At 60.4% G+C, this 23,708-nt stretch carries 22 protein-coding genes; 8 read left to right on the top strand and 14 right to left on the bottom strand.

The annotated features are described in order from the left end of the window. The first annotated feature begins 57 nt into the window (after positions 1–57). A complete protein-coding gene (gene nrdD, locus H6B31_RS01065; protein ID WP_204896811.1) occupies positions 58–2,184 on the top strand; it encodes an anaerobic ribonucleoside-triphosphate reductase in 2,127 nt (708 codons plus the stop codon). 267 nt (positions 2,185–2,451) lie between these two features. Then, the gene (gene nrdG, locus H6B31_RS01060) at positions 2,452–2,976 is read left to right on the top strand and encodes an anaerobic ribonucleoside-triphosphate reductase activating protein (protein WP_204896810.1); all 525 of its coding nucleotides are present in this window, start codon (positions 2,452–2,454) and stop codon (positions 2,974–2,976) included. A 29-nt stretch (positions 2,977–3,005) separates the two neighbouring features. On the opposite strand, the gene H6B31_RS01055 is transcribed toward nrdG, so the two are convergent. The 4 genes from H6B31_RS01055 to H6B31_RS01040 form a co-directional block, all read right to left on the bottom strand. Continuing rightward, positions 3,006–4,385, bottom strand: coding sequence for an alanine/glycine:cation symporter family protein (locus H6B31_RS01055; RefSeq protein WP_346014021.1), 1,380 nt, complete (start codon positions 4,383–4,385; stop codon positions 3,006–3,008). Positions 4,386–4,481: 96 nt separating this feature from the next. Continuing rightward, complete coding sequence (locus H6B31_RS01050; protein ID WP_204896808.1) at positions 4,482–5,132, bottom strand: DUF1048 domain-containing protein; 651 nt, start codon at positions 5,130–5,132, stop codon at positions 4,482–4,484. After that, a complete protein-coding gene (locus H6B31_RS01045) occupies positions 5,125–5,466 on the bottom strand; it encodes a PadR family transcriptional regulator (RefSeq protein WP_204896807.1) in 342 nt (113 codons plus the stop codon). Before H6B31_RS01045 ends, H6B31_RS01050 begins: the two co-directional genes overlap by 8 nt. A gap of 191 nt (positions 5,467–5,657) precedes the next feature. After that, positions 5,658–7,175: a carbon starvation CstA family protein gene (locus H6B31_RS01040; RefSeq protein ID WP_204896806.1), complete on the bottom strand. Its 1,518-nt coding sequence runs from the start codon at positions 7,173–7,175 to the stop codon at positions 5,658–5,660. A gap of 539 nt (positions 7,176–7,714) precedes the next feature. On the opposite strand from H6B31_RS01040, the gene H6B31_RS01035 reads away from it, so the two are divergent. Next, entirely contained in the window at positions 7,715–9,733 is a 2,019-nt protein-coding gene (locus H6B31_RS01035) for an LTA synthase family protein (protein WP_204896805.1), read from the top strand. A gap of 435 nt (positions 9,734–10,168) precedes the next feature. Here the strand turns inward: H6B31_RS01035 and H6B31_RS01030 are convergent, their stop codons facing one another. The 5 genes from H6B31_RS01030 to H6B31_RS01010 all read right to left on the bottom strand — a co-directional run bounded on the left by H6B31_RS01030 (position 10,169) and on the right by H6B31_RS01010 (position 15,525). Further along, positions 10,169–11,290 carry an ABC transporter substrate-binding protein gene (locus H6B31_RS01030; protein WP_204896804.1) on the bottom strand — a complete coding sequence of 374 codons (1,122 nt, stop codon included), beginning with the start codon at positions 11,288–11,290 and terminating at the stop codon, positions 10,169–10,171. An 85-nt stretch (positions 11,291–11,375) separates the two neighbouring features. Continuing rightward, positions 11,376–12,236 (bottom strand): ABC transporter permease, encoded by an 861-nt coding sequence (locus H6B31_RS01025; protein WP_204896803.1) that lies wholly within the window; start codon positions 12,234–12,236, stop codon positions 11,376–11,378. Next, positions 12,233–13,105 (bottom strand): ABC transporter permease, encoded by an 873-nt coding sequence (locus H6B31_RS01020; RefSeq protein WP_204896802.1) that lies wholly within the window; start codon positions 13,103–13,105, stop codon positions 12,233–12,235. The genes H6B31_RS01025 and H6B31_RS01020 overlap by 4 nt, the downstream gene beginning before the upstream one ends. After that, positions 13,095–14,270 carry an ABC transporter ATP-binding protein gene (locus H6B31_RS01015; protein WP_204896801.1) on the bottom strand — a complete coding sequence of 392 codons (1,176 nt, stop codon included), beginning with the start codon at positions 14,268–14,270 and terminating at the stop codon, positions 13,095–13,097. The genes H6B31_RS01020 and H6B31_RS01015 overlap by 11 nt, the downstream gene beginning before the upstream one ends. A 265-nt stretch (positions 14,271–14,535) precedes the next feature. Further along, positions 14,536–15,525, bottom strand: a complete 990-nt coding sequence (locus H6B31_RS01010; RefSeq protein WP_204896875.1) for an RluA family pseudouridine synthase — start codon at positions 15,523–15,525, stop codon at positions 14,536–14,538. 166 nt (positions 15,526–15,691) lie between these two features. Between H6B31_RS01010 and H6B31_RS01005 the strand changes: the two genes are divergently transcribed. The 4 genes from H6B31_RS01005 (at position 15,692) to rplL (ending at position 17,677) form a co-directional block, all read left to right on the top strand. Continuing rightward, positions 15,692–16,195, top strand: a complete 504-nt coding sequence (locus H6B31_RS01005; RefSeq protein ID WP_087287937.1) for a YceD family protein — start codon at positions 15,692–15,694, stop codon at positions 16,193–16,195. 57 nt (positions 16,196–16,252) lie between these two features. Further along, positions 16,253–16,450, top strand: coding sequence for a 50S ribosomal protein L32 (gene rpmF / locus H6B31_RS01000; protein ID WP_087287942.1), 198 nt, complete (start codon positions 16,253–16,255; stop codon positions 16,448–16,450). Positions 16,451–16,698: 248 nt separating this feature from the next. Continuing rightward, positions 16,699–17,244, top strand: a complete 546-nt coding sequence (gene rplJ / locus H6B31_RS00995; RefSeq protein WP_204896800.1) for a 50S ribosomal protein L10 — start codon at positions 16,699–16,701, stop codon at positions 17,242–17,244. 55 nt (positions 17,245–17,299) lie between these two features. Beyond that, positions 17,300–17,677 (top strand): 50S ribosomal protein L7/L12, encoded by a 378-nt coding sequence (gene rplL, locus H6B31_RS00990; protein ID WP_087287946.1) that lies wholly within the window; start codon positions 17,300–17,302, stop codon positions 17,675–17,677. 108 nt (positions 17,678–17,785) lie between these two features. Here rplL and nrdR read toward each other — a convergent pair whose 3' ends face one another. Then, positions 17,786–18,241 (bottom strand): transcriptional regulator NrdR, encoded by a 456-nt coding sequence (gene nrdR, locus H6B31_RS00985; RefSeq protein ID WP_087287948.1) that lies wholly within the window; start codon positions 18,239–18,241, stop codon positions 17,786–17,788. 222 nt (positions 18,242–18,463) lie between these two features. Between nrdR and H6B31_RS00980 the strand changes: the two genes are divergently transcribed. After that, the gene (locus H6B31_RS00980) at positions 18,464–18,979 is read left to right on the top strand and encodes a nitroreductase family protein (protein ID WP_204896799.1); all 516 of its coding nucleotides are present in this window, start codon (positions 18,464–18,466) and stop codon (positions 18,977–18,979) included. A gap of 184 nt (positions 18,980–19,163) precedes the next feature. Here H6B31_RS00980 and H6B31_RS00975 read toward each other — a convergent pair whose 3' ends face one another. From H6B31_RS00975 to rimM, 4 genes are all read right to left on the bottom strand, one after another. Further along, positions 19,164–20,369 carry a sodium/glutamate symporter gene (locus H6B31_RS00975; protein ID WP_204896798.1) on the bottom strand — a complete coding sequence of 402 codons (1,206 nt, stop codon included), beginning with the start codon at positions 20,367–20,369 and terminating at the stop codon, positions 19,164–19,166. A gap of 374 nt (positions 20,370–20,743) precedes the next feature. Then, positions 20,744–21,451, bottom strand: a complete 708-nt coding sequence (locus H6B31_RS00970; RefSeq protein ID WP_204896797.1) for a response regulator — start codon at positions 21,449–21,451, stop codon at positions 20,744–20,746. A 2-nt stretch (positions 21,452–21,453) separates the two neighbouring features. After that, a complete protein-coding gene (locus H6B31_RS00965) occupies positions 21,454–23,064 on the bottom strand; it encodes a sensor histidine kinase (protein WP_204896796.1) in 1,611 nt (536 codons plus the stop codon). Between the two features lie 80 nt (positions 23,065–23,144). Next, a complete protein-coding gene (gene rimM / locus H6B31_RS00960; RefSeq protein ID WP_204896795.1) occupies positions 23,145–23,642 on the bottom strand; it encodes a ribosome maturation factor RimM in 498 nt (165 codons plus the stop codon). Positions 23,643–23,708: the final 66 nt, after the last annotated feature.

Below are 23,708 nucleotides of genomic sequence, written 5' to 3'. Positions count from 1 at the left end.
AACTGCGGCCGGCCCCGCCGGCTTTATCATAAGACCGAGAGAAGGAGAGAGCGACCAATGAAAGTGATCAAACGGGACGGCTCTGTTGTGGATTATGACCGCAGCAAGATTGCCACTGCCATTGGAAAGGCCAACGCCGAGGTGCCCCAGGAGGAACGGTTGTCCCAGAAGGGCATCGACGCCATCATCGACCGCATCGAGGGATTGAAGCGTCCCCGCATGCTGGTGGAGGACATCCAGGACCTGGTGGAGCAGGGGCTGGTGGCCGAGAACAAGTTCCACCTGGCCAAGACCTACATCATCTACCGCTATAACCGGGCCCTGGTGCGGAAGGCCAACACCACCGACGAGTCCATCCTCTCCCTGCTGCGCAACGAGAACAAGGAGCTGGCCGAGGAGAACTCCAACAAGAACACCATGATCGCCGCCACCCAGCGGGACTACATCGCCGGCGAGGTGAGCCGGGACCTGACCCGCCGCATCCTCCTGCCCGAGTACATCTCCAAGGCCCACGACGAGGGGACCATCCACTTCCACGACGCGGACTACTTCATCCAGCCCATCTTCAACTGCTGTCTCATCAACATCGGGGACATGCTGGACAACGGCACCGTGATGAACGGCAAGCTCATCGAGTCCCCCAAGAGCTTCCAGGTGGCCTGCACCGTCATGACCCAGATCATCGCCTGTGTGGCCTCCAACCAGTACGGCGGCCAGAGCGTGGACCTGCGCCACCTGGGCAAGTACCTGCGTCGGAGCCGGGAGAAGTTCCGCAAGCACATGTCCTATGAGTGCGCCGGTCAGGTGGACGAGGCCACCCTGGAGCGGCTGGTCAATGACCGGCTGCGCGACGAGCTGAAGAGCGGCGTGCAGACCATCCAGTACCAGATCAACACCCTGATGACCACCAACGGCCAGTCCCCCTTCGTGACCCTGTTCCTGAACCTCCAGGAGGACGACCCCTATCTGGAGGAGAACGCCATGATCGTGGAGGAGGTGCTCCGCCAGCGGCTGGAGGGCATCAAGAACGAGAAGGGTGTGTACATCACCCCCGCCTTCCCCAAGCTGGTGTATGTGCTGGACGAGCACAACTGCCTGAAGGGCGGCAAGTACGACTACATCACCGAGCTGGCCGTCAAGTGCTCCGCCAAGCGGATGTACCCCGACTACATCTCCGCCAAGAAGATGCGGGAGAACTATGAGGGCAACGTGTTCTCCCCCATGGGCTGCCGCTCCTTCCTGGCCCCCTGGAAGGACGAGAACGGAAACTACAAGTTCGAGGGCCGCTTCAACCAGGGCGTGGTCTCCCTGAACCTGCCACAGATCGGCATTCTGGCCCGGGGGGACGAGGACAAGTTCTGGAAGCTGCTGGATGAGCGCCTCCAGCTGTGTTTCGAGGCTCTCATGTGCCGCCACAACGCTCTGAAGAACGTGCGCTCCGATTCCAGCCCCATCCACTGGCAGTACGGGGCCATCGCCCGCCTGCCCAAGGGGGCCCCCATCGAGCCCCTGCTGTACGGCGGCTACTCCTCCATCTCCCTGGGCTACATCGGTCTGTATGAGGTGACCAAGCTCATGCGGGGCTGCTCCCACACCGAGCCCGGCGGTCGGGAGTTCGCCATGCAGGTGATGAACCGGCTCCGCGCCGCCTGCGACGGGTGGAAGAGGGAGACCAACATCGGCTTTGCCCTGTACGGCACCCCGGCGGAGAGCCTGTGCTACCGCTTTGCCCGCATCGACAAGGAGCGCTTCGGCACCATCCCCGACGTCACCGACAAGGGCTACTACACCAACAGCTACCACGTGGACGTGCGGGAGCACATCGACGCCTTCGACAAGTTCACCTTTGAGAGCCAGTTCCAGAAGATCTCCACCGGCGGGTGCATCTCCTATGTGGAGATCCCCAACATGCGCCACAACCTGGAGGCCCTGAAAGAGGTGGTCCGGTTTATCTACGACAACATCCAGTACGCCGAGTTCAACACCAAGAGCGACTACTGCCAGTGCTGCGGCTACGACGGGGAGATCATGATCAACGACGACTTCCAGTGGGAGTGCCCCGTGTGCCACAACAAGGACCAGAACAAGATGAATGTCACCCGCCGCACCTGCGGATACCTGGGTGAAAACTACTGGAACGTGGGCAAGACCAAGGAGATCAAGTCCCGGGTCCTGCACCTGTAATCCCTCCAGGGGGGGACGTTGTCCCCCCTAGATACGGCGGCGGTTCCCAAGGAAACCGCCGCCGATACCCCCCTCGCCTTTTCACGGAAAAGGCGGACCTGGCCGCCGCGGCCAGGGGTCGAGGTGTCCTGCGGCGAAGCACCCGCAAGGGGTACGCCGTATCCGTAAGGCGGCAAAGCCGCCAACGGCTACGCAGTCAATTCGCCTTCGGACTTTTTTAAATTCTTTCCGCCTGCGGCGGAAACTCTGCGAGGCTGTGAAAGAGGAATGAACTACGCTGATATCCGCCCCATTGACGTGGCCAACGGGCCGGGCATCCGGGTCTCGGTCTTTGTGTCCGGCTGCACCCACGCCTGTCCGGAGTGCTTCAACCCGGAGGCCTGGGATTTTGAATATGGGAACCCCTTCACCCAGGAGTCGGTGGACACGGTGCTGAAGGCCCTGGAGAAGCCCTACATCAAGGGGCTGTCTCTCCTGGGGGGCGAGCCCTGCCACCCCCGGAACCAGGGGGCGGTGCTGGATCTGGTGCGCCAGGTGCGGGAGCGCTTCCCAGAGAAGGACATCTGGTGCTACACCGGGTATCTGTTCGAGGACCTGGCCGCCGGAAAGGTGGGAGAGCACGGCCGGGCGCTGCTGGAGCAGCTGGACGTGCTGGTGGACGGGCCCTTTGTCATCGGCCTGAAAAACCTGGGCCTGCGGTTCCGGGGCTCCTCCAACCAGCGGATCATAGAGGTACGGCCCTCCCTGGAGCGGGGGGAGCCGGTGCTGTGGGACGAGACCTCAGTGGAATAAGAAAAAATAGAGACGGCCGTTGGCCGTCTCTATTTTTGCGTTTTGGCCCAGGCGCGCAGGCAGCCCAGGGCCTGGGGGGACAGGAGGAGCAGGGCGGTCAGATTGGGCAGGGCCATGAGGGCGTTGCACAGGTCCACCAGCTGCCACAGGGGGGAGACGTCGGATACGGCCCCCAGCACGATGCACCCCAGAAAGACCGCACGGTAGAGGGGCAGAAACCGGTCCCCGCCGGTGAGGTAGCGCAGCCCCTGCTGTCCGTAGCAGCTCCACCCCAGAATGGAGGAGAAGGCAAAGAGAATGAGGCTCAGGGCCACCACCCACTCCCCGGCGGGACCCAGCACCGAGGCGAAGGCCCGGGCGGTGAGGGGGACCCCCAGGCTGGAGCCGGGGACCTGGCCGCTCTGGAGCTGAAAGAGAGCATCCTCCGGCACGTACACGCCGCTGACCAGGATGACCAAGGCGGTGACGGAGCACACCAGGAGGGTGGAGACAAACACCTCGAAGATGCCCCACATCCCCTGCCGGGCGGGGTGGTCCGCCTGGGCGGCCCCGTGGGCCATGGCGGAGGTGCCCAGCCCCGCCTCATTGGTGAACACCTCTCGGGCCACCCCGTGGCGCAAGGCGGCGGACAGGGCGTAGCCGCTCCCGCCCCCCAGGGCGGCCTCCGGGTTCAGAGCGCAGGAGAAGATGAGGGAGAAGGCCCGGGGCAGCTCCTCCGCCCGGACGAGCAGCACCAGGGCGCCGCTCCCCAGGTACAGCAGGGCCATAGCGGGCACCAGCCGCTCCGACACCCGGGCCACCCGGCCCATGCCCCCCACCATGACCAGCCCGGCCAGCAGGGCGGTCCCCATCCCCACCGGCAGCCGGTCCCAGCCGAAGGCGGACTGGAGGGCGGAGGCGATGGAACCCGATTGTACCAGATTCCCGCCCGCCAAGGCGGCGGGGAGGCAGGCCAGGGCGAACCAGGCGGCCAGCCGGGGGGCGTGGAGGCCGTCCCGCAGGTAGAACATGGGGCCGCCCTGCCGCCCTCCCCCGGGGACGGCGGTCTGATACTGCACAGACAGCAGTTTTTCCACACACCCTGTGGACATGCCCAGCAGGGCGGACGCCCACATCCAGAACACCGCCCCCGGCCCTCCCAGGTAGATGGCCATGGCCACCCCGGCGATGCTGCCCGTGCCGATGGTGGAGGCCAGGGCGGTGGCCAGGGCCTGGAGGGAGGAGATGCCGCCGCCTTTAGAGGCGCGACTGGTGTGGAGCAGGCTCCCCGCCGTCACCCGCCACCACAGTCGGAAATGCCGCAGAGGGAAGAAACCGCTCCCCACCGTCAGCACCAGGCCGGTGAACAGAAAGAGCCCCAGCAGCCAGGGGTTCCACAGCGCGTCGGCCAGCCGGCCCAGGAGAGACACGGAACACCACCTCCCAAACAAGAGCGCCGGGGACCGCCCGCAGGCGGTCCCCGGCTGGTTCAGTGTATGAGGGGCGGGGGAGAGGTAGTCCTGATTTCAGCTCTCCATCCGGTCGGTGACCTTGTAAATTAGATACAGGATCACCGCCAGGACGGCAGCAATCCCCGCGTGGAGGGAGAACAGAGTCTGCCGCAGGAGCATGCAGATGAGGAAGAATAGCACCATGCCTACAAATATCCCAATCACCTGCACCTTGGTGGGACTCCGGTCCTCAAATGAAGTGCGGCAGACATACTCCACCAAACCATAGGAAAAGGCAATGATGAGGGCGCCCCCCAGCAGCTGTCCCAGCTTGACAGGCAGCCACAGGGTGAATGGTCCCTGAATGACAGCGGTGAACAGACTGAATCCCAACCAGATGACCACCAGCACCGCAGCGGACAGGCTGACCACGCTCAAACCGTAGATGGTCCGCTCTCTGGCACTGCGCCGGGGCAGCTCCGCCAGAATCTCATCGCAGAAGGCCTGATAGTTTGTCCCGATGATGGTCTGGGCACTCTGACCACGGGCCTCTCCCTCCAGAAGCATCTCGGTAATATCCCGGCGCACCTGCTCCTGCTGCAGAATAGGAGTAGAGGAGCCCCGCAGATAGGCCACAATGTCTGTGAGGACCTTCTGATTGTCCGGAGAGAGCTCCTTTTCACGCTGGTTATTCTCCTCCAGCAGCTGTTTGGTGGCTTTATTCATGGTCAGCATCTCCTTTCAGGGCGGAGAGCAGATTGCCCACCGCTTGAGACAGCTCGTTATAGTTTTGAATGAATTGCTGGAGCTCGGCCTCCCCTGTCGGGGTGAGGGAGTAGTATTTCCGCTTTGGCCCCAGCTCCGAGGGGCGGAAGGCGGCGGCCACCAGGCCGTTTTTCTCCAGCCGCAGCAGCAGGGGGTAGATGGTGCCCTCTGGAATGGTTCCGAAGCCGTAGGCGGCCAGCTGGCTGGAGATCTCATAGCCGTAGGTCTCCTTTTGGGAGAGAATGCCCAGAATGCACCCCTCCAGGGTCCCCTTGAGCATTTGGGATGGGATCATGGGCGGACCTCCTATCTATCTTGCATTACAAAGTACCTTGCGACTATATTGTAAAACAAGATAGCTGCGCTGTCAAGAGCGAAAATCAAGTCCCGCCAAATTTTTTGCGCACTGGGGAGAGAAGGACGCAAAAAAGCGGGCCCGAGTGATTCGGGTCCGCTTTTGATAGCTGATGATAGCTGACTTTGCGCTTAGTTCTTCAGAGCGGCGCGGGCGGCGCGCTTCTTGCCGTAAGCGACGATGGCTACAACATAGGCGACCATCAGGACTACGCCAATGGGATAGGCGACGGTCCAGGGCAGGTTAAAGCCGATGGTGGCGTTGGCAATGAAGCTGGAGCAGATAAAGGTGTAGAAGGCGCCCGGAATCAGGGGCATCCATGCAAACTTAGACTTACCGCTCTCAAACAGCCACACAGAGATACAGATAAAGGCGAACAGAGACAGGGTCTGGTTGGACCAGGCGAAGTAGCGCCACAGGGTGTTGAAGCCGTTGCTGTCCATCTTGGCCCACACGATAATGGCGGCCACCAGCACGAACACCGGGGCGGCCAGGCCCAGGCGCTTGCCGTTGGTGGACTGGTCCAAATGGAAGGACTCAGACAGGGTCAGGCGCAGAGCCCGCAGCGCGGTGTCGCCGGAGGTGATGGGCAGGACGATAACGCCCAGGAGAGCGATGATGCCGCCCACATTGCCCAGGATGTCTCGGCAGACCACGCCGATGGTGTCGGTGGCCAGGGAGGCGTCGGCGGCCTGCAGGCCCAGGTTGTAAACGCCCATGGCGCCGGCGGCCCACACCATGGCGATGAAGCCCTCCAGAACCATCATGTTGTAGAAGGTCATGCGGCCCTGCTTCTCGCTCTTCACGGTGCGGCTGATGATGGCCGTCTGAGTGGAGTGGAAGCCGGACAGGATGCCGCAGGCCACAGTGACAAAGAACACGGGCAGGAAGTGACCCGGGTTGCTAAAGAAGTAATCCTGATAGCTGAAAGCCGCCTGAGCGCCGTCAGCGCCGGTGGTGAAAGCCAAAGGAGCCACCCACTCGTCCCACAGGTTCAGCAGGGGATAGCCATGGGCAAAGATACCCACGAACACGCCCACGGCGGAGAACAGCAGGATGGCGCCGAAGATGGGGTAGATGCGGCCGATGATGGCGTCAATGGGGAACACGGTGGCGATCAGGTAATACAGGAAGATCACGCCGTAGATGATCCAGGTCTTGGGATCGGTGGCAGCGCCGGAGAAGCCGAACACCTGCTTGGCGGCGATGTCGCCGGGGGTGTACACGAACACGGCGCCCACCAGCAGAAGCAGCACGCACACAAAGATGTTGTACACGGTGAAGATGCCCTTGTTAGTGTACTTACGGATCATTTCAGACATCTGGGTACCGCCGTCACGCAGGCAGATCATACCGCAGAAGTAGTCGTGCATTGCACCACCGATGATGTTGCCGATGGGGATGGTGATGAACGCGATGGGGCCAAACAGGATGCCCTGAATGGGGCCCAGGATGGGGCCTGTGCCTGCGATGTTCAGCAGGTTGATCAGGCTGTTCTTCCAGCAGCGCATGGGCACGTAGTCCACGCCGTCCTGCTTGGCATAGGCGGGGGTTGCCCGGTCGTCCGGCCCGAAGACCTTTTCGCACAGCGTGCCATAGAGGGCGGCGCCGCCGAAGAGGATGACAAGGCCGATGATGAAGGTTGCCATACACACACTCTCCTTTTACTCTCTTGAGCTCACCGGCCCGCTTGGACAGACGCCTGGCAAAACGCCTCCCTTCCGCGCCGGCTGGCTGGTTTGGGAGGCCATGTCGAAGGATATGTACAAAGGGGACGGCATAAGCCCTCCGCCCGCCCACACCGGCGGGCGCTCTCTCGCCCGGGGACCGCCGGCACGCGTGACCTGCGGGCAGCCCCAAAGCGGTTTTTAGTATAGCACAGAATTTGTAAATGTAAAGGGGTATTTCTGACGAAATTTTCAAAAGGAGGAAGAAAAATTGAACAGGAACAGATTTAAGATTCACTTAAATTTTAGAAAGGCTGTAAAAAGGGGAGTAAGGCGTGGGTTATGACTCAAAGACCAGCGTGTAGGACGGTCGCTGTCCCCTGAAGCGGCCTCTGCAGTGAAATTAAGAGCGGAAATAAGAGAAACGCGGCCAAGCGCCCGACAGCGATTGACAGAACAGGGGGCATCGGGTACAATGAGGCTTGCAAATTCCAAACGGACGGGAGAGGAGGTGCGGCGCGATGGCCTTTCGACCGGTCCGAATCCATATCCCCAGCCGGGAAGAATTCTGGAATCGCTGGCGGCGTCTGGCCGGCCCATCCCTCTTTTTTCTGGCGGTGATTTACTACGAGGAGCTTTTCTTAAAGCTCTACTGTTTCCATGGGGTGTCTCTCCCCGGTCTCCTGTTCACCCTGCTGTTTTCCGCTCCGCCCGCCCTGGTGCTGGGGGCGCTGTGCGGCGGTGCGGGGCGCCGGTGGGGACCGGGGCTCCTGGTGGGGCTCACCGCCCTGATCTCCCTGTGGATGGGGTCGCAGACTATCTACTACCACCTGTTCAAAACCTTCCTGACGCTCTTTTCCCTGACCAAAATGGCCATGGTGGCCGGGGCCTTCGGCGACATGGCGGTGGGGGAGATTTTGCTCAACTGGTTCCCCATTCTGATGATGGCCGTCCCTGTGGTTCTGGCTTTCCAGTTCCGAAACAGGGTGTGTTCTGGACAGCCCCTGCTGTCCAGAATGCCGCTGAAATGGGTGGGGCTGGCCGCTGCGGTCCAGCTGATTGCCATGGGAATCGTGCTGTGCTGCGGCAGCGGGGTGCTCTCCCTGCGGTATATCTACTACCAGGCCGCCGCCCCCGTATTGGAGGTACAGAACTTCGGCATGCTCACCCAGACCCAGCTGGAGGTGCGGCGGGTCCTCTTTGGCATCCAGCCGGACGATCAGGTCCTCCCCAAACAGGAGCTTCGGCGGACCGGGCGCATCCTGGAGAGCCAGACGGCCATGGAGGGGACTGAGCCGGAGGTCCACGCTATGGACATCGACTTTGAGGCCCTCAAGGAGCGGGACGCGGACGTGCCGGAGCTGGTGGACATGCACGACTACTTCTCCAAGGTAAAGCCCACGGCGAAAAATGAGTGGACCGGCCGTTTTCAGGGAAAAAACCTCATCTGGATCGTGGCAGAGGCCTTTTCCGACCAGATGCTGGACCCGGAGCGGACCCCTACCCTGTGGAAGCTGTCCCATGAGGGGATCATCTGCGACAACTTCTATACCCCGCTGTGGGGGGTATCCACCTCAGATGGGGAGTATGTGACCACCACCGGCCTGATTCCCAAGCCCGGTGTGTGGAGCTACTCCGAGTCCTCGGACAACTATATGCCCTTCGGTTTCGGAAATCAGTTCCAGAAGCTGGGGTACCGGACGCTGGCCTACCACGACTACCTCTACACCTACTACGACCGGAACCTGTCCCACCCCAACATGGGCTATGAGTATTACGGCATTGGGAACGGCCTGGAGCTGGAACAGGTTCAGCCCCCCTCCGACCGGGAGATGATGGAGGAGATCGTTCCCCAGTTTGTGAATGAGGACCAGTTCATGGTCTATATTCTCACCGTGAGCGGCCACCTCAACTATACCCGGGAGGAGAACGCCCAGGCGGACCGTCACTACGACGAGGTGGCCGACCTGCCCTACAGTGAGCCGGTGAAATGCTACCTGGCCAGCCAAATGGAGCTGGAACTGGCCATGGAGAGCCTGATGGATCAGCTGGAGGCGGCGGGCAAGCTGGACGACACGGTGATCGTCCTCTCCGCAGACCACTACCCCTACGGCCTCACCGACGAGGAGTACAGCGAGCTCTTCGGCCACCCAGTGGACCCGGTCTTTGAGATCTATGAAAATTCCCTGATCCTGTGGAGCGCCGACCTAGAGGAGCCCGTCCATGTGGACAAGTACTGCTCCAGCCTGGACGTGATGCCCACCCTGGCCAATCTGTTCGGCCTGGAGTACGACTCCCGTCTGATGGCGGGGCGGGATATCCTGTCCGACGAGCCGGGCCTGGTCATCTTCTCCAATTACAGTTTTCTCACCGACCAGGGGGCCTACGACTCCACCACCGACACCTTCACCATGTTCGACGGCAGCGAGCCCGACCCGGACTATGTGGCCGAGCGGGTGGCCGAGGTGCAGAACCGGGTGGCCTACTCGGCGGCCATCCTGGACTGGGATTACTACCGGGTGGTGTTTGGGTCGGAGTAGCTTCCATCCCAAGCCCTCCGAAAGCAAAAAGCCCGCCTCCCTCAAGAGGGAGGCGGGTAATTTTTTTATTTAAACCAGCCCAGGGGCCGGAGTATCTTTGGTCTGCCACCCGGAGCAGACCGTTGTCCGGGCCGGGTGGCAGTGAGGCGCTTTTGCGCCATAGGTTCAGGTGCCGGCCCGTCAAAGCGGGCGGGGAGCCTGGGGACCGCAGGCGTGCGGGACCTGTGGTCCAGGTGCGGCGCATTTGGAGGGATACGCCGCTGTCAAAGGGGGAAAACATGTGGATCCTTGATCCAAGAACAGGATACCACATCGGCCCAAAAAATTATCAAGAAATTGGGACAAAAACGTGAATAAATTGTGAATCTTTCGGCACCTTTCACAAAGAGAAAAAGCCGCGCGGAGCATTGCTCCGCGCGGCTTTGCAGTTTTATGTTAGGTGCCCAGCTCGATCCACAGGTCGTTGTACAGGGCCAGGGTGTCCGCCGGCAGGTTCTCGTACATGGAGCAGTTCTCCAGCACGGAGTCGGGGGCGGCCATGATCTCGTACAGATCCATGTCCAGGGGTTCGCCGTAGGTCTCCTCATAGTAGGCGGGGTACTGCTCCAGGGCCTCGGTGTTGGGGGAGGCGTACCAGATGAAGTCCATGTTCTTCAGGTTGGACTCGGTGGAGGCGATGAAGTTGATCCACTCGTGGGCCTCGTCCACATTCTGGGCGTCCTTCAGGATGCACATGGAGTCCACAAACCAGTTGGAGCCCTCCTCGGGGATGACGAAGGCCAGGTCAGGGTTGGCCTCGTACATGGTCAGGAAGTCGCCGGCGTAGTAGGTGGCGATGGCCAGGTTGCCGCCCTCCATGATCTGGAAGATCTCGTCCATGCCCTGGCCGGCGTACACGCCCCGGGCCTTGGCGTCGGCCACCAGCTCATAGGCCTCCCGGATCTGGGCCTCATCGGTGGTGTTCACATCATAGCCCAGGTAGTACAGAGCCATGGCGAAGGCGTCCCGGGAGTTGTCAATGAGCAGGATGTTTCCGGCGTAGTCGTCGGAGAACATGGCCCCCCAGCTGGTGATGGGCTCATCCACCATGGTGGTGTTGTAGATGATGCCCAGGGTGCCCCAGGTGTAGGGGACGGAGTACTCGTTGTTGGGATCAAAGGACAGGTTTTTGTACTGCTCGCCGATCTTCTCGTAGTTGGGGATCTTGCTGTAATCCAGCTTCTGGAGCCAGTCTTCCTCGATCAGCCGGGCGATCATATAGTCAGAGGGGACGATGACATCGTAGTTGACGCCGCCGGTCTGAAGCTGGGAGTAGAGCTCCTCGTTGGAGGGAGCGGTATTGTAGTTTACCTTGATACCGGTTTCTTCCTCAAACTGTGTAATCAGATCGGTGTCGATATACTCGCCCCAACTGCACACATTTACTTCCCGCTGGCCGGAGCTGGTATTGCTGCCGGTGCTGCCGGAAGTGCTGGAAGTCTCATTCATGGCACACCCGGACAGGAACAGGCCCGCCGCCACACTGGTGGCGAGGGTCAAAGCTACGATTTTTTTCAACTGATCATTCCTCCAATATGATTTGATTTGGTGTATCTCCAGGCCCGCGGGCCGTGAGAACAGGGGGGGAAGGGGATGGGGGGCGCTATTTCTGCGCTGTACTGCGGCGAAGGGCCTTTTCCTGACGGGCCTCCCGCACGTTGATGATCACAAGAAGGATCAGGACCACCACGAACAACAGAGTGGATACCGCGTTGAGCTCCGGACTCACCCGGCGGCGCACCATGCCGTAGATCTCAATGGACAGGGTGGAGGCCGAACCGGCGGTGAAGTAGGAGATGACGAAGTCGTCGATGCTCATGGTGAAGGCGATGAGGGCGCCGGAGACGATGCCCGGTTTGATCTCCGGGACGATCACCTTCCAGAAGGCTCCCATCCAGGTGCAGCCCAGATCCTGGGCCGCGTCGATGAGGCTGCTGTCCATCTGCCGCAGCTTGGGCAGCACGTTCAAAATGACATAGGGGATGTCGAAGGACAGGTGGGCCAGCAGCAGGGTGCCGAAGCCCATCTCCAGCCGGGGGAGGGTGCGGCGGAAATTCTCCTCCAGGAAGGTGACAAAGTCGTTCCAGCCGCCGATGACCGCCACAAAGAAGATGCACAGGGCCACGCCGGTGACGATGTCCGCGTTCATAATGGGGATGTTGTTCACCGACAAAATGGGCTCCCGCCAGCGCTTTTTCATGCCGTACAGGCCCACCGAGGCGAAGGTGCCGGCCACAGTGGAAATAAGGGTGGCCAGAACCGACACCAACAGGGTGGTGTAGACCGCCTCCATCATCCGGCGGTCCTGAAAGAGCTCCTGATACCAGCGCAGGGAGAAGCCCTCCCACACCACGTTGCTCCCGCCGGCGTTGAAGGAAAACACCACCAGCAGAAGAATAGGGGCGTACAGGAACAAAAAGACCAGGGCCATAAAAAGCCGGTTTCCAATGCGATGCTGTCTCATAGGATCACCGCCTGTTCCTCGCCCTCACCGAAGCGATTCATGATCCACATGCAGGCCACCACAATAATCATCATCACCAGGGCGATGGCGCTGCCCAGGTGGGGGTTATAGGCTCCGCCCAGGAACTGCTGCTCGATGAGGTTGCCCAGCAGCATCTGGTTGTTGCCGCCCATCATCCGGGAGATGGCGAAGGTAGACACAGAGGGGACGAACACCATGGTCACCCCGGACAGCACCCCCGGCAGGGACAGGGGAAGGGTTACCCGGCGGAACACCCCCGCCGAGCTGGCGCCCAGATCCCGGGCGGCCTCCACCAGGGAGTGGTCCAGCTTGATGATGACCGAGTAGATGGGCAGCACCATAAAGGGCAGGTAGTTATACACCATGCCCAGCACCACCGCCCCCTGGGTGCGGATCATGGGGAAGAAGGAGATGTCGGTGCCGAAGATGCTGTTGATCAGACTGAACAGGCCGATGGCCTCAAAGAAGTTGTTCAGGATTCCGTTGTTTTCCAGAATAGCCATCCAGGCGTAGGTGCGCAGCAGGAAATTGACCCACATGGGCAGCATGATGATGACCATGGCCACCCGCTGAAAGCCGGGGCCCTCCTTGGCCATCACATAGGCCAGGGGGTAACCGATGAGCAGGCACACCAAGGTGGCCACCAGGGCCAGCTGGAAGGAGCGGGCGAAGATCACCGTGTAGGTGCCCATCCGGGAGAAATTGTCCAGGGTAAAGCCGCCGATGTCCGCGGCGGTTTCCCCGGAGGTGGTGAAGGCGTAGACCACCACCAGCAGAATCGGGACGATGACCACCAGAGCCATCCAAAGCACATAGGGGCCCGCCAGCCAGGAGAGCTTATTCTTCATCCCGCTCCTCCTCTTCCTCCTCGGGCTCGAGGGTGGCGTCGCCGATCTCATCATACTCCTCGGAGTAGGAGGAATAATCGCCGAACATGCCGGAGTACTGGCTCTTTTTCATCACGTGGATGCCGTCGGGGTCGATCTTGATGCCGATGCGGCTGTCCACCGGGCAGAAGTCGGTGGTCTGGATCAGCCACTTGAAGCCGTAGAAGTCCACGATGGTGTCGTAGTGGACCCCCTTGAAGGTCACAGAGGTGACGGTGCCCTTCAGCTGGCCCTGATCCTCGGGGACGATGTCCACATCCTCGGGCCGGATGACCACGTCCACCGGCTCGTCCGGGAGGAAACCCTTGTCCAAGCACTGGAACTTCCGGTTGAAGATCTCCACCACCCCGTCGGCACGCATGATGCCGTCCAGAATGTTGGACTCGCCGATGAAGTCGGCCACAAAGGCGTTTTTCGGCTCGTTGTAGATGTCCTCCGGGGTGCCGATCTGCTGTATTCTGCCCGCGTCCATCACCACCACCGTGTCGGACATGGCCAGGGCCTCCTCCTGGTCGTGGGTGACGTAGATAAAGGTGATGCCCAGGGACTGCTGGATGCGCTTCAATTCATTCTGCATGTCCTTGCGCAGCTTCAGGTCCAGAGCGCCCAGGGGCTCGTCCAGCAGCAGGACCTTAGGCCGGTTCACCAGGGCCCGGGCGATGGCCACCCGCTGCTGCTGTCCGCCGGAGAGCTGGGTGATCCGGCGCTTTTCAAAGCCCTTCAGGTTGACCACCTGGAGCATCTCCATGACCCGGTCGTGGATCTCCTGCTCGGACAGCTTGACCTTCTGTTTGGTCTCCGGGTCCACCTTGGGGATGCGCAGACCGAAGGCAATATTCTCAAACACGTTGAGGTGGGGGAACAGGGCGTACCGCTGAAACACAGTATTTACCGCCCGTTTGTGGGGCGGAATAGAGTTAATCCTCACGCCGTCAAAAAAAACATCCCCGGAGGTGGGCTCTTGAAAACCGCCTATAATACGAAGCGTGGTGGTTTTGCCGCACCCACTGGGACCCAGCAGCGTGAGGAATTCCTTGTCGTTGATATATAGGTTGATGTTGTCCAGCACGACCTCGCCGTCAAACGCCATAGTGCAGTTGGCCAGGCGGATCAATTCTTTAGACATGTATCCTCCCCCATTTCCTCAATTACGAATCAAATGTCAGCTCCCTTGTTTTTGTCCCCGTTCGGCTGTCCTTCTGAGACGGACAAAAATGCGCCGGAGCGGGGCTTCACGGATAGCGAGATACACTATATCTGTTTACCGCGGAATTGTCAATGGATTTTGTCGAAAATGTTGGTGAAATTTTGCACAGAAAAATGTGAGCTCAAGTCAAGCGTGCCAAGGGAAAGACCGGATTTTCCAAAATAGGGGGACGCGGGGCGGGACACTAGGTTTTCCGCGTCCCCGCCGCCTGAGAAAATTCCGGAAAATACTCCGTCACAAAGTCCACCGTGTCCACCTGCCAAGTGCGGCCGTTAAGGCAGTTCAGGGGTCCGGCGTCGGTGGTGAAGCGGAACGCCAGTTTATAGGAGTACAGGGCCTGGCCGTGGCGGCCGTAGGGCTTGTCCTGCTGCTGGCGGCCGTACTTGCCGTCCCCCAGGAGAGGGTGGCCGGCAGCGGCGAACTGGGCCCGGATCTGGTGGGTGCGGCCGGTGATCAGCTCACACTCCACCAGGGAGAGCCCCTTCCCCACCGCCAGGGTCCTATATAAGGTGACCGCCGTCTTTCCACCGGGCACCGGCTTTTTGTGGACAGACACCAGCTTCTTCCCCTCGTCTTTCAGAAGAAAGCTCTCCAGCTTTCCCTCCCGGGGGGACATGGTCCCGTGGACTACGCACAGGTAGTATTTTTCCAGCTCCCGGTCCTTGATCTTCTGATTCATGATCCGCAGCCCCTCGGCGGTCTTGGCCGCAATGACGATGCCACCGGTGTTCCGGTCGATGCGATTGCACAGAGCGGGGGCGAAGGAGTTCTCCCAATAGGGGGACCACTCCTTTTTCTGGTACAGGTAGGCCTGGATGTGGGTGAGCAGGGTGTTCACCCGCTCGCTCTCGTCGGGGTGGACCACCATGCCGGGGCGTTTGTCCACCAGCAGGATGTGCTCGTCCTCATATAAAATGTTCAGCTTGGGCTGGTACAGGGAGAGAAAGGCGTTCTCCGGGGTGGGCTTTTCAAAAAACTCGTCGTTGATGTATAATTGCAGCACGTCCCCCACCGCCAGGCGCACGTCCCGCTTGGACCCCTTGCCGTTTACCTTCACCCGCTTGAGGCGGATGTATTTCTGGGCCAGGGGGGCCGGGAGGAGGGGGAGGGTTTTGGCCAGCCAGCGGTCCAGCCGCTGCCCGGCGTCGTTCTTGCCAATGGTAAATTCCTTCATCGTTCCCATCCTTTTGTGGATCATGTCGTATCTACTGCCATTCCAGCATAAAAAATTCCTTTTGTCAACACAAAAAAATGTTTGACAATTCCCCTCGGCATGGGTATAATATCCTCCGTACCATTACGCGAGTAAGGGGGCTGTATCCCCGAAGGAGGGGTCTCACATGCGGCTGGATCTGCGGAACATCATCCACGTACCGGACGCGGAGAAGACCTTCCAGTACCAGATGGACCTGTCCGATCTGGACTTTTGGGGGAGAAAGCCGATTACCCGGCCCGTCTCAGTCGAGGGCAGCGTGACCAACCACGCGGGCGCCTTAGTGCTGAGCGGCACGGCCCGCTCGGAGCTGGATCTGGTCTGTGACCGCTGTGGGAAGGAATTTTCCCGGGAGAAGGTCGTCCCGCTGGACAGTCTGCTGGCTGACAAGCTGGAGAATGAGGACAGCGAGGACGATATCATTCTGCTTGACGGAAACGAGCTGGATCTGGACGAGGTGGTCACTACGGCCTTCGTCCTCGCCATGGATACAAAGAACCTTTGCTCAGAAGACTGCAAAGGGCTGTGCGCCAAGTGCGGCGCCGATCTCAACCTCGGCCCGTGCGGGTGCAGACCTGACGTAGATCCACGATGGGCGGCGCTTGCGCAGCTCTTGGATGACGAAAGCTGAGTATTCCACTACAAAGAGCGTGCTCTCACGGCACACAGACTAAAGGAGGTGTCACCCATGGCGGTTCCTAAGAGAAAAGTATCCAAGGCCCGGCGCGATAAGCGGCGCAGCTCCCACTGGAAGCTGGAGACTCCCGGTATCGTGACCTGCCCCAAGTGCGGTGCCTACCGGCTGCCTCACCGGATGTGCAAAAATTGCCTGACCTACAACGGCCGTTCCTTCGGCCAGCAGCAGGCGGAGACCCAGCAGCAGTAAGCCTGGGTGAAAAGACCGCTTCAAGACGGGTGGTCTTTTCCTCCCCTGCCCGGCGGTGAAAAGCCGCCAAAAATGTGCTTGACTTTTGTCGAGCGCTCCTTTATAATGCTCTTTGCGTTCAAAGACAGCAGGCGGCGAAAGCGGAAGTCCTGCCGAGGATGCGGTGGAAACAGATATGGTTTGTTTACGCTGTTTTGTGTCTTTGCGCGCAGAACAGCGTTTTATTATTCTCTGGAGGTGAAACCCAAATGCCCAACGCAAAAGTTCTGGAAGCGAAGAAGGCCGTTGTGGCCGAGCTGACCGAGAAGCTGCAGAACGCCGCCTCCGGCGTCCTGGTCGACTATAAGGGCATCACTGTGGCGGAAGATACCGCTCTCCGCAACGAGCTGCGTAAGAACGAGGTTGAGTACGCCGTTGTGAAGAACACCCTGACCCGGTTCGCCGTGGAGGGCGCCGGTCTGAGTGAGCTGAGCGAGTGCCTGAACGGCACCACTTCTCTGGCTCTGAGCCACAATGATCCCATCGCGCCCATGCGCGTCATCAACAAGTTTGCCAAGCAGTTCAACGGCGCTAAGTTTACCATCAAGGCCGGCTTTATGGACGGCAAGATCCTCCCCCTGGAGGAGATCATGGCCATCGCCGAGCTGCCTGCCAAGGAGGTCCTGCAGGCCCAGGTTCTGGGTACCATGCTGGCCCCCATCACCAGCCTGGCCATCGTGCTCAAGGCTATCGCCGAGGAGAAGGGCGGCTTCGTAGAGGCCGCTGCCGAGCCCGAGGCCGCTCCCGCCGAGTAATTGATCCGGCACATACTTTAATATTTGAATTTATCATTTTAGGAGGTATTTTACCATGGCTAGCGAGAAGATTACCGCTCTCATCGAGGAAGTAAAGGGCCTGACCGTTCTGGAGCTGTCCGAGCTGGTTCACGCTCTGGAGGAGGAGTTCGGCGTGTCCGCCGCCGCTATGGCCGCTCCCGCCGCTGGCGGCGCTGCTGCTGCTCCCGCTGAGGAGAAGACCGAGTTCGACGTGATCCTGGCCAGCTTCGACGCCGCCGCCAAGATCAAGGTCATCAAGGCCGTCCGTGAGATCACCGGCCAGGGCCTGGCCGAGGCCAAGGCTACCGTCGAGGGCGCCCCCAAGGCTCTGAAGGAGGGCGTGTCCAAGGACGAGGCCGAGGAGATGAAGAAGAAGCTGGAAGAGGCCGGCGCCAAGGTGGAGCTGAAGTAAGTTCTTCCCCTTCGAATTTGATCCGAAAGAGACGGGACCCGGAGAAATTCCTCCGGGTCCCGTTTTTATGTCATGAAAAACGGCCTGGATTTTCAGGCCGTCTTCTTTTTACTTGTCCGCCAGCAGCTTGTTCAGCTCCCGCATAAAGGTGTTGATGTCCTTGAACTGGCGGTACACCGAGGCGAAGCGCACATAGGCCACCTCGTCCACCTTTTTCAGCCGCTCCATCACCAGTTCCCCAATCTCGGCGGAGCTCACCTCCCGCTCCATCTCGTTCTGGAGCACCTGCTCGATCTCGGTGACAATCTCCTCCAGGGTGTTGATGGACACCGGCCGCTTCTCACAGGCCCGGATCAGGCCGCTCATCACCTTGTTGCGGTCAAAGCTCTGGCGGCTGCCGTCCTTCTTTACCACCACCAGGGGCAGGCTCTCCATCATCTCATAGGTGGTGAACCGCTTGTGGCAGGACAGGCACTCCCGGCGGCGGCGGATGCTGGCCCCCTCGTCGGCGGGGCGGGAATCCACCACTTTGCTCTCTAAATATCCGCAGTAGGGGCATTTCATAGCTGTGTTCCTCCAAAATCTCTTCCCGATAGGTTTTATACTTGAGTGTACCATATTTTGCCCCAGGAGGGTAGCCCTAAATTGCAAATTCTCTCCTCGTGAAGACAGAAAACTGAACTCCGGTGTTGGGACAGGCGGGGAGATCCTACTGATGCTTGCACAGCCCGGCGATTCGCCTTATAATAGAGCCATCTCCAACAAACGGGAAAGGATGGCTTTGCTATGAATGAGACGTTGAAGACCTTGAGAGAGCGCCGGAGCGTTCGGCGCTACCGCCCGGAACAGATCAAGCCGGAGGAGCTGGAGGCGATTCTGGACGCCGGCACCTGGGCCCCCTCCGCCATGGGGAAGCAGTCCGCCGTCATGGTGGTGGTGCAGGACCGGGAGACCATCCAGGAGATGTCCAGGCTCAATGCAGAGATCCAGGGCGCGCCGGGGACAGACCCCTTTTATGGAGCGCCCACCGTGGTGGTGGTGCTGGCCGAGGGGGCCAACGCCGTTCCGGACGGCTCTCTGGTGATGGGCAACCTGATGAACGCCGCCTGGTCCCTGGGGGTGGCCTCCTGCTGGATCAACCGGGCCCGAGAGCTCTTTGAGCGGCCTGAGGGCAAGGCGCTGCTGCGCAAGTGGGGGCTGCCGGAGGACCTCCAGGGGGTGGGCAACTGCATTCTGGGCTACGCCGACGGTGAAATCCCGGCGCCCAAGGCCAGAAAAGAGGGGTACATTGTCCGGCCCTGAGGATGGAGCGCCTGCTCCGGCGGATGTATTTGAGTATGTTCTGATAGAGATGGAGAGGGTTTTCCGATGTAGGGGAGATCCTCTCCATCTGCTGTTCCCGGCGTGTCCAGACGAAGAGCAATAAAATACCCCCGCCCCTGGAGGAGCGGAGGTATGCGGGAGAGAAGATAGAAATGGTCTCGGATTATGAGGGCATATACCCCAGGAATTTGGTGAGAGGCTCTGCAATCACCGAGCAGAAGATGGGATTGAAAATGTCCAGCACCAGCAGGCCAAAGGGAGGATACACTACCCAGCCGATGTGGGAGAAGCCGTGCTCTGCCATAACGGCCTTCTCGTTGGCCATGGTATTGGGGCCGTTGCCCAGGCCCATGCCGATGTGGCCGGCCACAATGACGGCGGCATCGTAGTTGCGGCCGCAGCAGCGGAAGGTGACGATGTAGCAGTAGATACAGGTGGTGATGACCTGAGCGGCAAAGATGATTACGAAGGGACCGATGGCGTCCAGAATCTTGGTGACGTCAATGGTCATCATGGTCATGCCCAGGAAGATCTCCAGGCAGATGTCGCCGAAGGCGTCCAGCTCCTCAGGGCGGACCTCCACGTGAACGACGTCCAGAATGTTCCGGAGGATGATGCCGCCGATCATACAGCCGATGAAGTAGGGGAACTCGATCATGGGGATCATTCCGGCCAGAATCGCAATATAGGAGCCCAGGCCGGCCGCCACGATGATCAGGCACACGCTGCTCAGCAGGTTCTTGTTGTTCAGGGGGAAGATCTCTTCCTTGTTCTTCTCGCTGCGGTCCTCACCGTGCAGGTGATGGCGCTTGATCAGAGCGCGGGCCACAGGGCCGCCGGTCAGGCTGGCGAACACCATGCCGAAGGTGGCGCACATAATGGCCAGAACCGTGGCGTTCTCGGCGCCCAGGGCCTCATAGGTGGGGGCGATGGCGCCGGAGGTGCCCACGCCGCCCATCAGGGACAGGGAGCCCAGGCCCAGGCCCTGGAGGGGATGCATACCCAGGGCCATGGACAAGACCACGCCCAGGACATCCTGCCACAGGATCAAACCAATGGTGGCGACGGCAATGCCGATACACACCTTGCCGCCCGACTTAATGAGCTTCCAGGAGGCGGTCAGACCGACTCCGGTGAAGAAGATGTCCATGAACCACTCTTTCAGCACCGCGACGTCGAAGTCCACCTGCAGGACATTACTGGCTCGAAGGATGCCCAGCACAATGCTGACCACCAAGCCGGCGACCACGACTCCGGGCACGCAGTAAGTCTGGAAGAACTTGACCCGCTTGACGATGGCCCGTCCCACCAGGGCAACCAGAGCTGCGATGGCGGCGCTTTGCATGACGTCAAAGGAGATCTCCAACATACACACACACTTCCTTTCCGCCGGAATAGTTTTACATCTCTCATCCGGCGATTCAAAATTGGTTTGATACCGTCCGGAGCGGCGGGGAAAACCAGTCCGGCGGACTGCCTCCCAACGGTCCGCGCCCCATGCCGTCCGGTCCGTATCTCTGGAGAAAAGTGTAATCTTGCCCGGAGACAAAGTCAATTTTTGTACCTATGGAATGACTTTTGTACGTAAAGTAACCAGAATGGCTTTGGATGATACATCCAAAGAAAAGAAAAAAATCTCCCCCGGACCGGCATATCTGCACAGTCGAGGGGAGGGTGGTCACTGGAATTGAAAGATTTGCACAAAATTTGCAAGAGACTTTTGTCGGTTTTGAATATAGAAAATTACGGCTCAGAGGTCTGCCCGGTGTAGCTGTAACGGATGGAGGGCCGGCCGCCAGTCTGGTAGTCGATGGAGCTGGCCAGCTCCCCTGTCTCCACCATATAGTTCACGTACCGCCGGATGGTGATGCGGGACAGGTGGACCTGTTCGGCGATCTCCTCGCTGGTGAGCGCCTGTCCGCGGCTGGCGGAGAGAAAGCTGCGCACCCGCTCCAGGGTGGCGGCGTTGAGCCCCTTGCTCATCTGGTTCCCGCCCGGCTCCGGGTGCTCCTGACGGCGGATCAGACGGTCGATGGCCTGCTGGTCCAGCAGGCTGCTCTCCTGGGGGCAGGAGAACAGATTCTGTGTCTGAAGGAATTTGTCCATGGCCTGCCGGAACCGGGCGAAGGCGAAGGGCTTGACCAAATAGTCCAGCACCCCCCGGGACAAGAGGCCCTGGACGATCTCCCGGTCGTTGGCGGAGGTGACCATGATGATGGCGGGGTACTGTCCCATGGCGTGGAGGCGGTCTACAAACTCCATCCCGTCCATGGAGGGGGTGTAGTAGTCCAGAATGATCAGATCCGGGCGGCAGTGCTCCAGCACGCCCAGAGCCTCTCCGCCGCTCTTGAGAACGTGGGCCACCTGAAAGCGGGAGTCCGTCTCCACATACTGCCGGTCGATGGCGGCCACCATGGGGTCGTCCTCAATGATGATCACTTGATATGCCATAGTTACGCCTCCTCAGGTACAGAGTCGGTAAAGGTCAGGGTAAAGCAGGTGCCCGCCCCGGCCTCGGTCATTACGTCAATGGTTCCGTGGTGCTGCTCCACCAGCTGGTGGATGAGGCACAGCCCCAATCCGCGCCCCTCCCCCTTGGAGGAGACACCCTTTTCAAAGATATGGGGCTGGATCTCCGGGTCCACGCCGCCGCCGGTGTCCTCACAGACGATCACATTGCAGTCCGGGCGGCAGTAGAGGGCCAGCCGGATCTCCTTGAGGTCATGTTCGCCCCGGGAGAGCTCCTCCACCGCGTTTTCCAGCAGATTGCCCACGATGGTCACATAGTCCTCCTCAGGCAGCAGCAGGTCCTCCTGGCGGCAGTAGCTGTCCGGGGCCACCGCCAGGCGGATGCCCAGCTCGGCGGCGTGCATCATCTTGCCGATGACCAGGGCGCAGATGCGGGAGACCCGGATGCAGTCGGCGGTCTCCCGGATGGCCTGGCTGGACACCAGGCTGCTGTTGATAATAAAGGAGGCCGCTTTCTCTGTCTCCCCAGTCTGGAGATAGCCCAGGATCACGTGGAGCTTGTTCATAAACTCATGGTTGAAGAAGCGCAGGGTGTCCAGCATGTAGTGGGCACCGGAGAGCTCGTCGGACAGCTTCTGAAGCTCGGTCTTGTCGTGAAAGACGTTCAGCACTCCGCTGGAGCCGGATTTTCCCGGGATGGGAATTTCACTGGAGAGCACCGGGTGGCCGCTGATGACGCAGGAGCGGTTGTGGACCGCCTCCCCGGTACGGGCCGCCTGGACACAGGAGCTCTCCGGAAAGACCTGGTTCAGTTTCCGGCCCTTCAGGGCCTTTTCACTCTTCTGGAGCAGCCGGCAGGCGGTCTGATTGGCAAAGACCACCTTGCCTTTGGGGTCGGTGGCCACCAGGCCGTCCTCCACTGCGTTGAGCACCTCCCCCTGCTGCAGGTAGAGCTCCAGCAGCTCGGTGGGGTGATAGCCCAGCAGAGAGCGGCGCAGCAGGGCCACCAGCCCCCGGGAGAGGCCCAGGGCCACCGCCAGGGCGGCGCCGAACAGCACCAGGCAGTAGAGCACCAGGCGGTGGATGTGGGCGGAAATTTCCGCCGTAAAGGTGGAGGTCATCACAAACCCCAGGATCGTCCCGTCGGCATCCTCCACGGCGTGGAAGGCGCGCCGCTGGGTGCCATAGGTGCCGTAGCCGGTGGTGATGTATGGCTCGCTGCCCTGGAGAATGGCCTCCTGATCCCCATTCACAAAGGAATCTCCCACGTCCTGACGGTTGGTGTGATAAAAGCGCAGGCTGTTGGCGTCACAGATGACAATGACGTGCAGGTCCTCCAGGCTCTCGTTGAAGGAGTCCAGCTCCTTGGTGACTTCCGGGTCTGGGTACCCCTGCTTCAGCATGTTTTTGACCGAGTCCAGAGAGGCGATGTAGGAGGCGGAGGAGCGGATCAGGCTGTCAGTGGACTGCATCTGCCGGTTGATGTCCAGGATCAGGCTCACCCCCATGGTCAGGAGGAGCAGGACGGCGGCAAAGCCCACAAAGCTGGCAAAGAGCTGCTTTTCCAGGGAAAAGCGCTGGAAGGTATGAAACATAGCGCACCTCCGTCTCGTTGGGAAATAGAAACCGGGCGCAGAGGCGAAGCCCGCCCCCCGCGCCCAGAGAAATCAGGCGGTCAGAGTCCCTCCATCAGGTTGACCCGCATATAGTCCTCGTCGATATTGACCTCGGCGACAAACTCCGGCACGGCGGGGATCATCCACTCCCGTTCGCCCCCCCGGACCACATACACATTGTTGGCGGGGAGAGTGAGCACATCGGCGATCTTTCCCAGCACCGCCCCGTCCTTGGCGTTCCGCACCTCCATGCCCATCAGGTCGGCCAGGAAGAAGCTGCCCTCGGGCAGATCGGCGTCTTTCCGGTCGATGTACAGGATGGCGTTGCGCAGGGCCAGTGCGCCGTTTACGTCGGTGATGTCCTTCAGCTTCAGAATCACCATGTTTTTATGGACCCGGGCCCGCTCCACCTGGATGGGCCAGTGGGTCTCATCCACATAGAGAGTCTTGAACCGGCATAGAAAGTCGGGGGAGTCCGCCCAGGGCTGGACCCGCACCTCGCCCATGAGGCCGTGGACGTTGGTGATCTTTCCCACTTCCAGATACTGCTGCTTCATGGTTGAAAATCTCCTTAGTAAGGGGTTCAGTGAACAAAAAATCTCCTGCGGCGCGTCCGGCGCGGG

The sequence above is a fragment of the Pseudoflavonifractor capillosus genome (assembly GCF_016899775.1).
Classification (GTDB): domain Bacteria; phylum Bacillota; class Clostridia; order Oscillospirales; family Oscillospiraceae; genus Lawsonibacter.
Note: the sequence above shows the minus strand (reverse complement) of the source record. Positions and strands in the feature narration are given on the sequence as shown.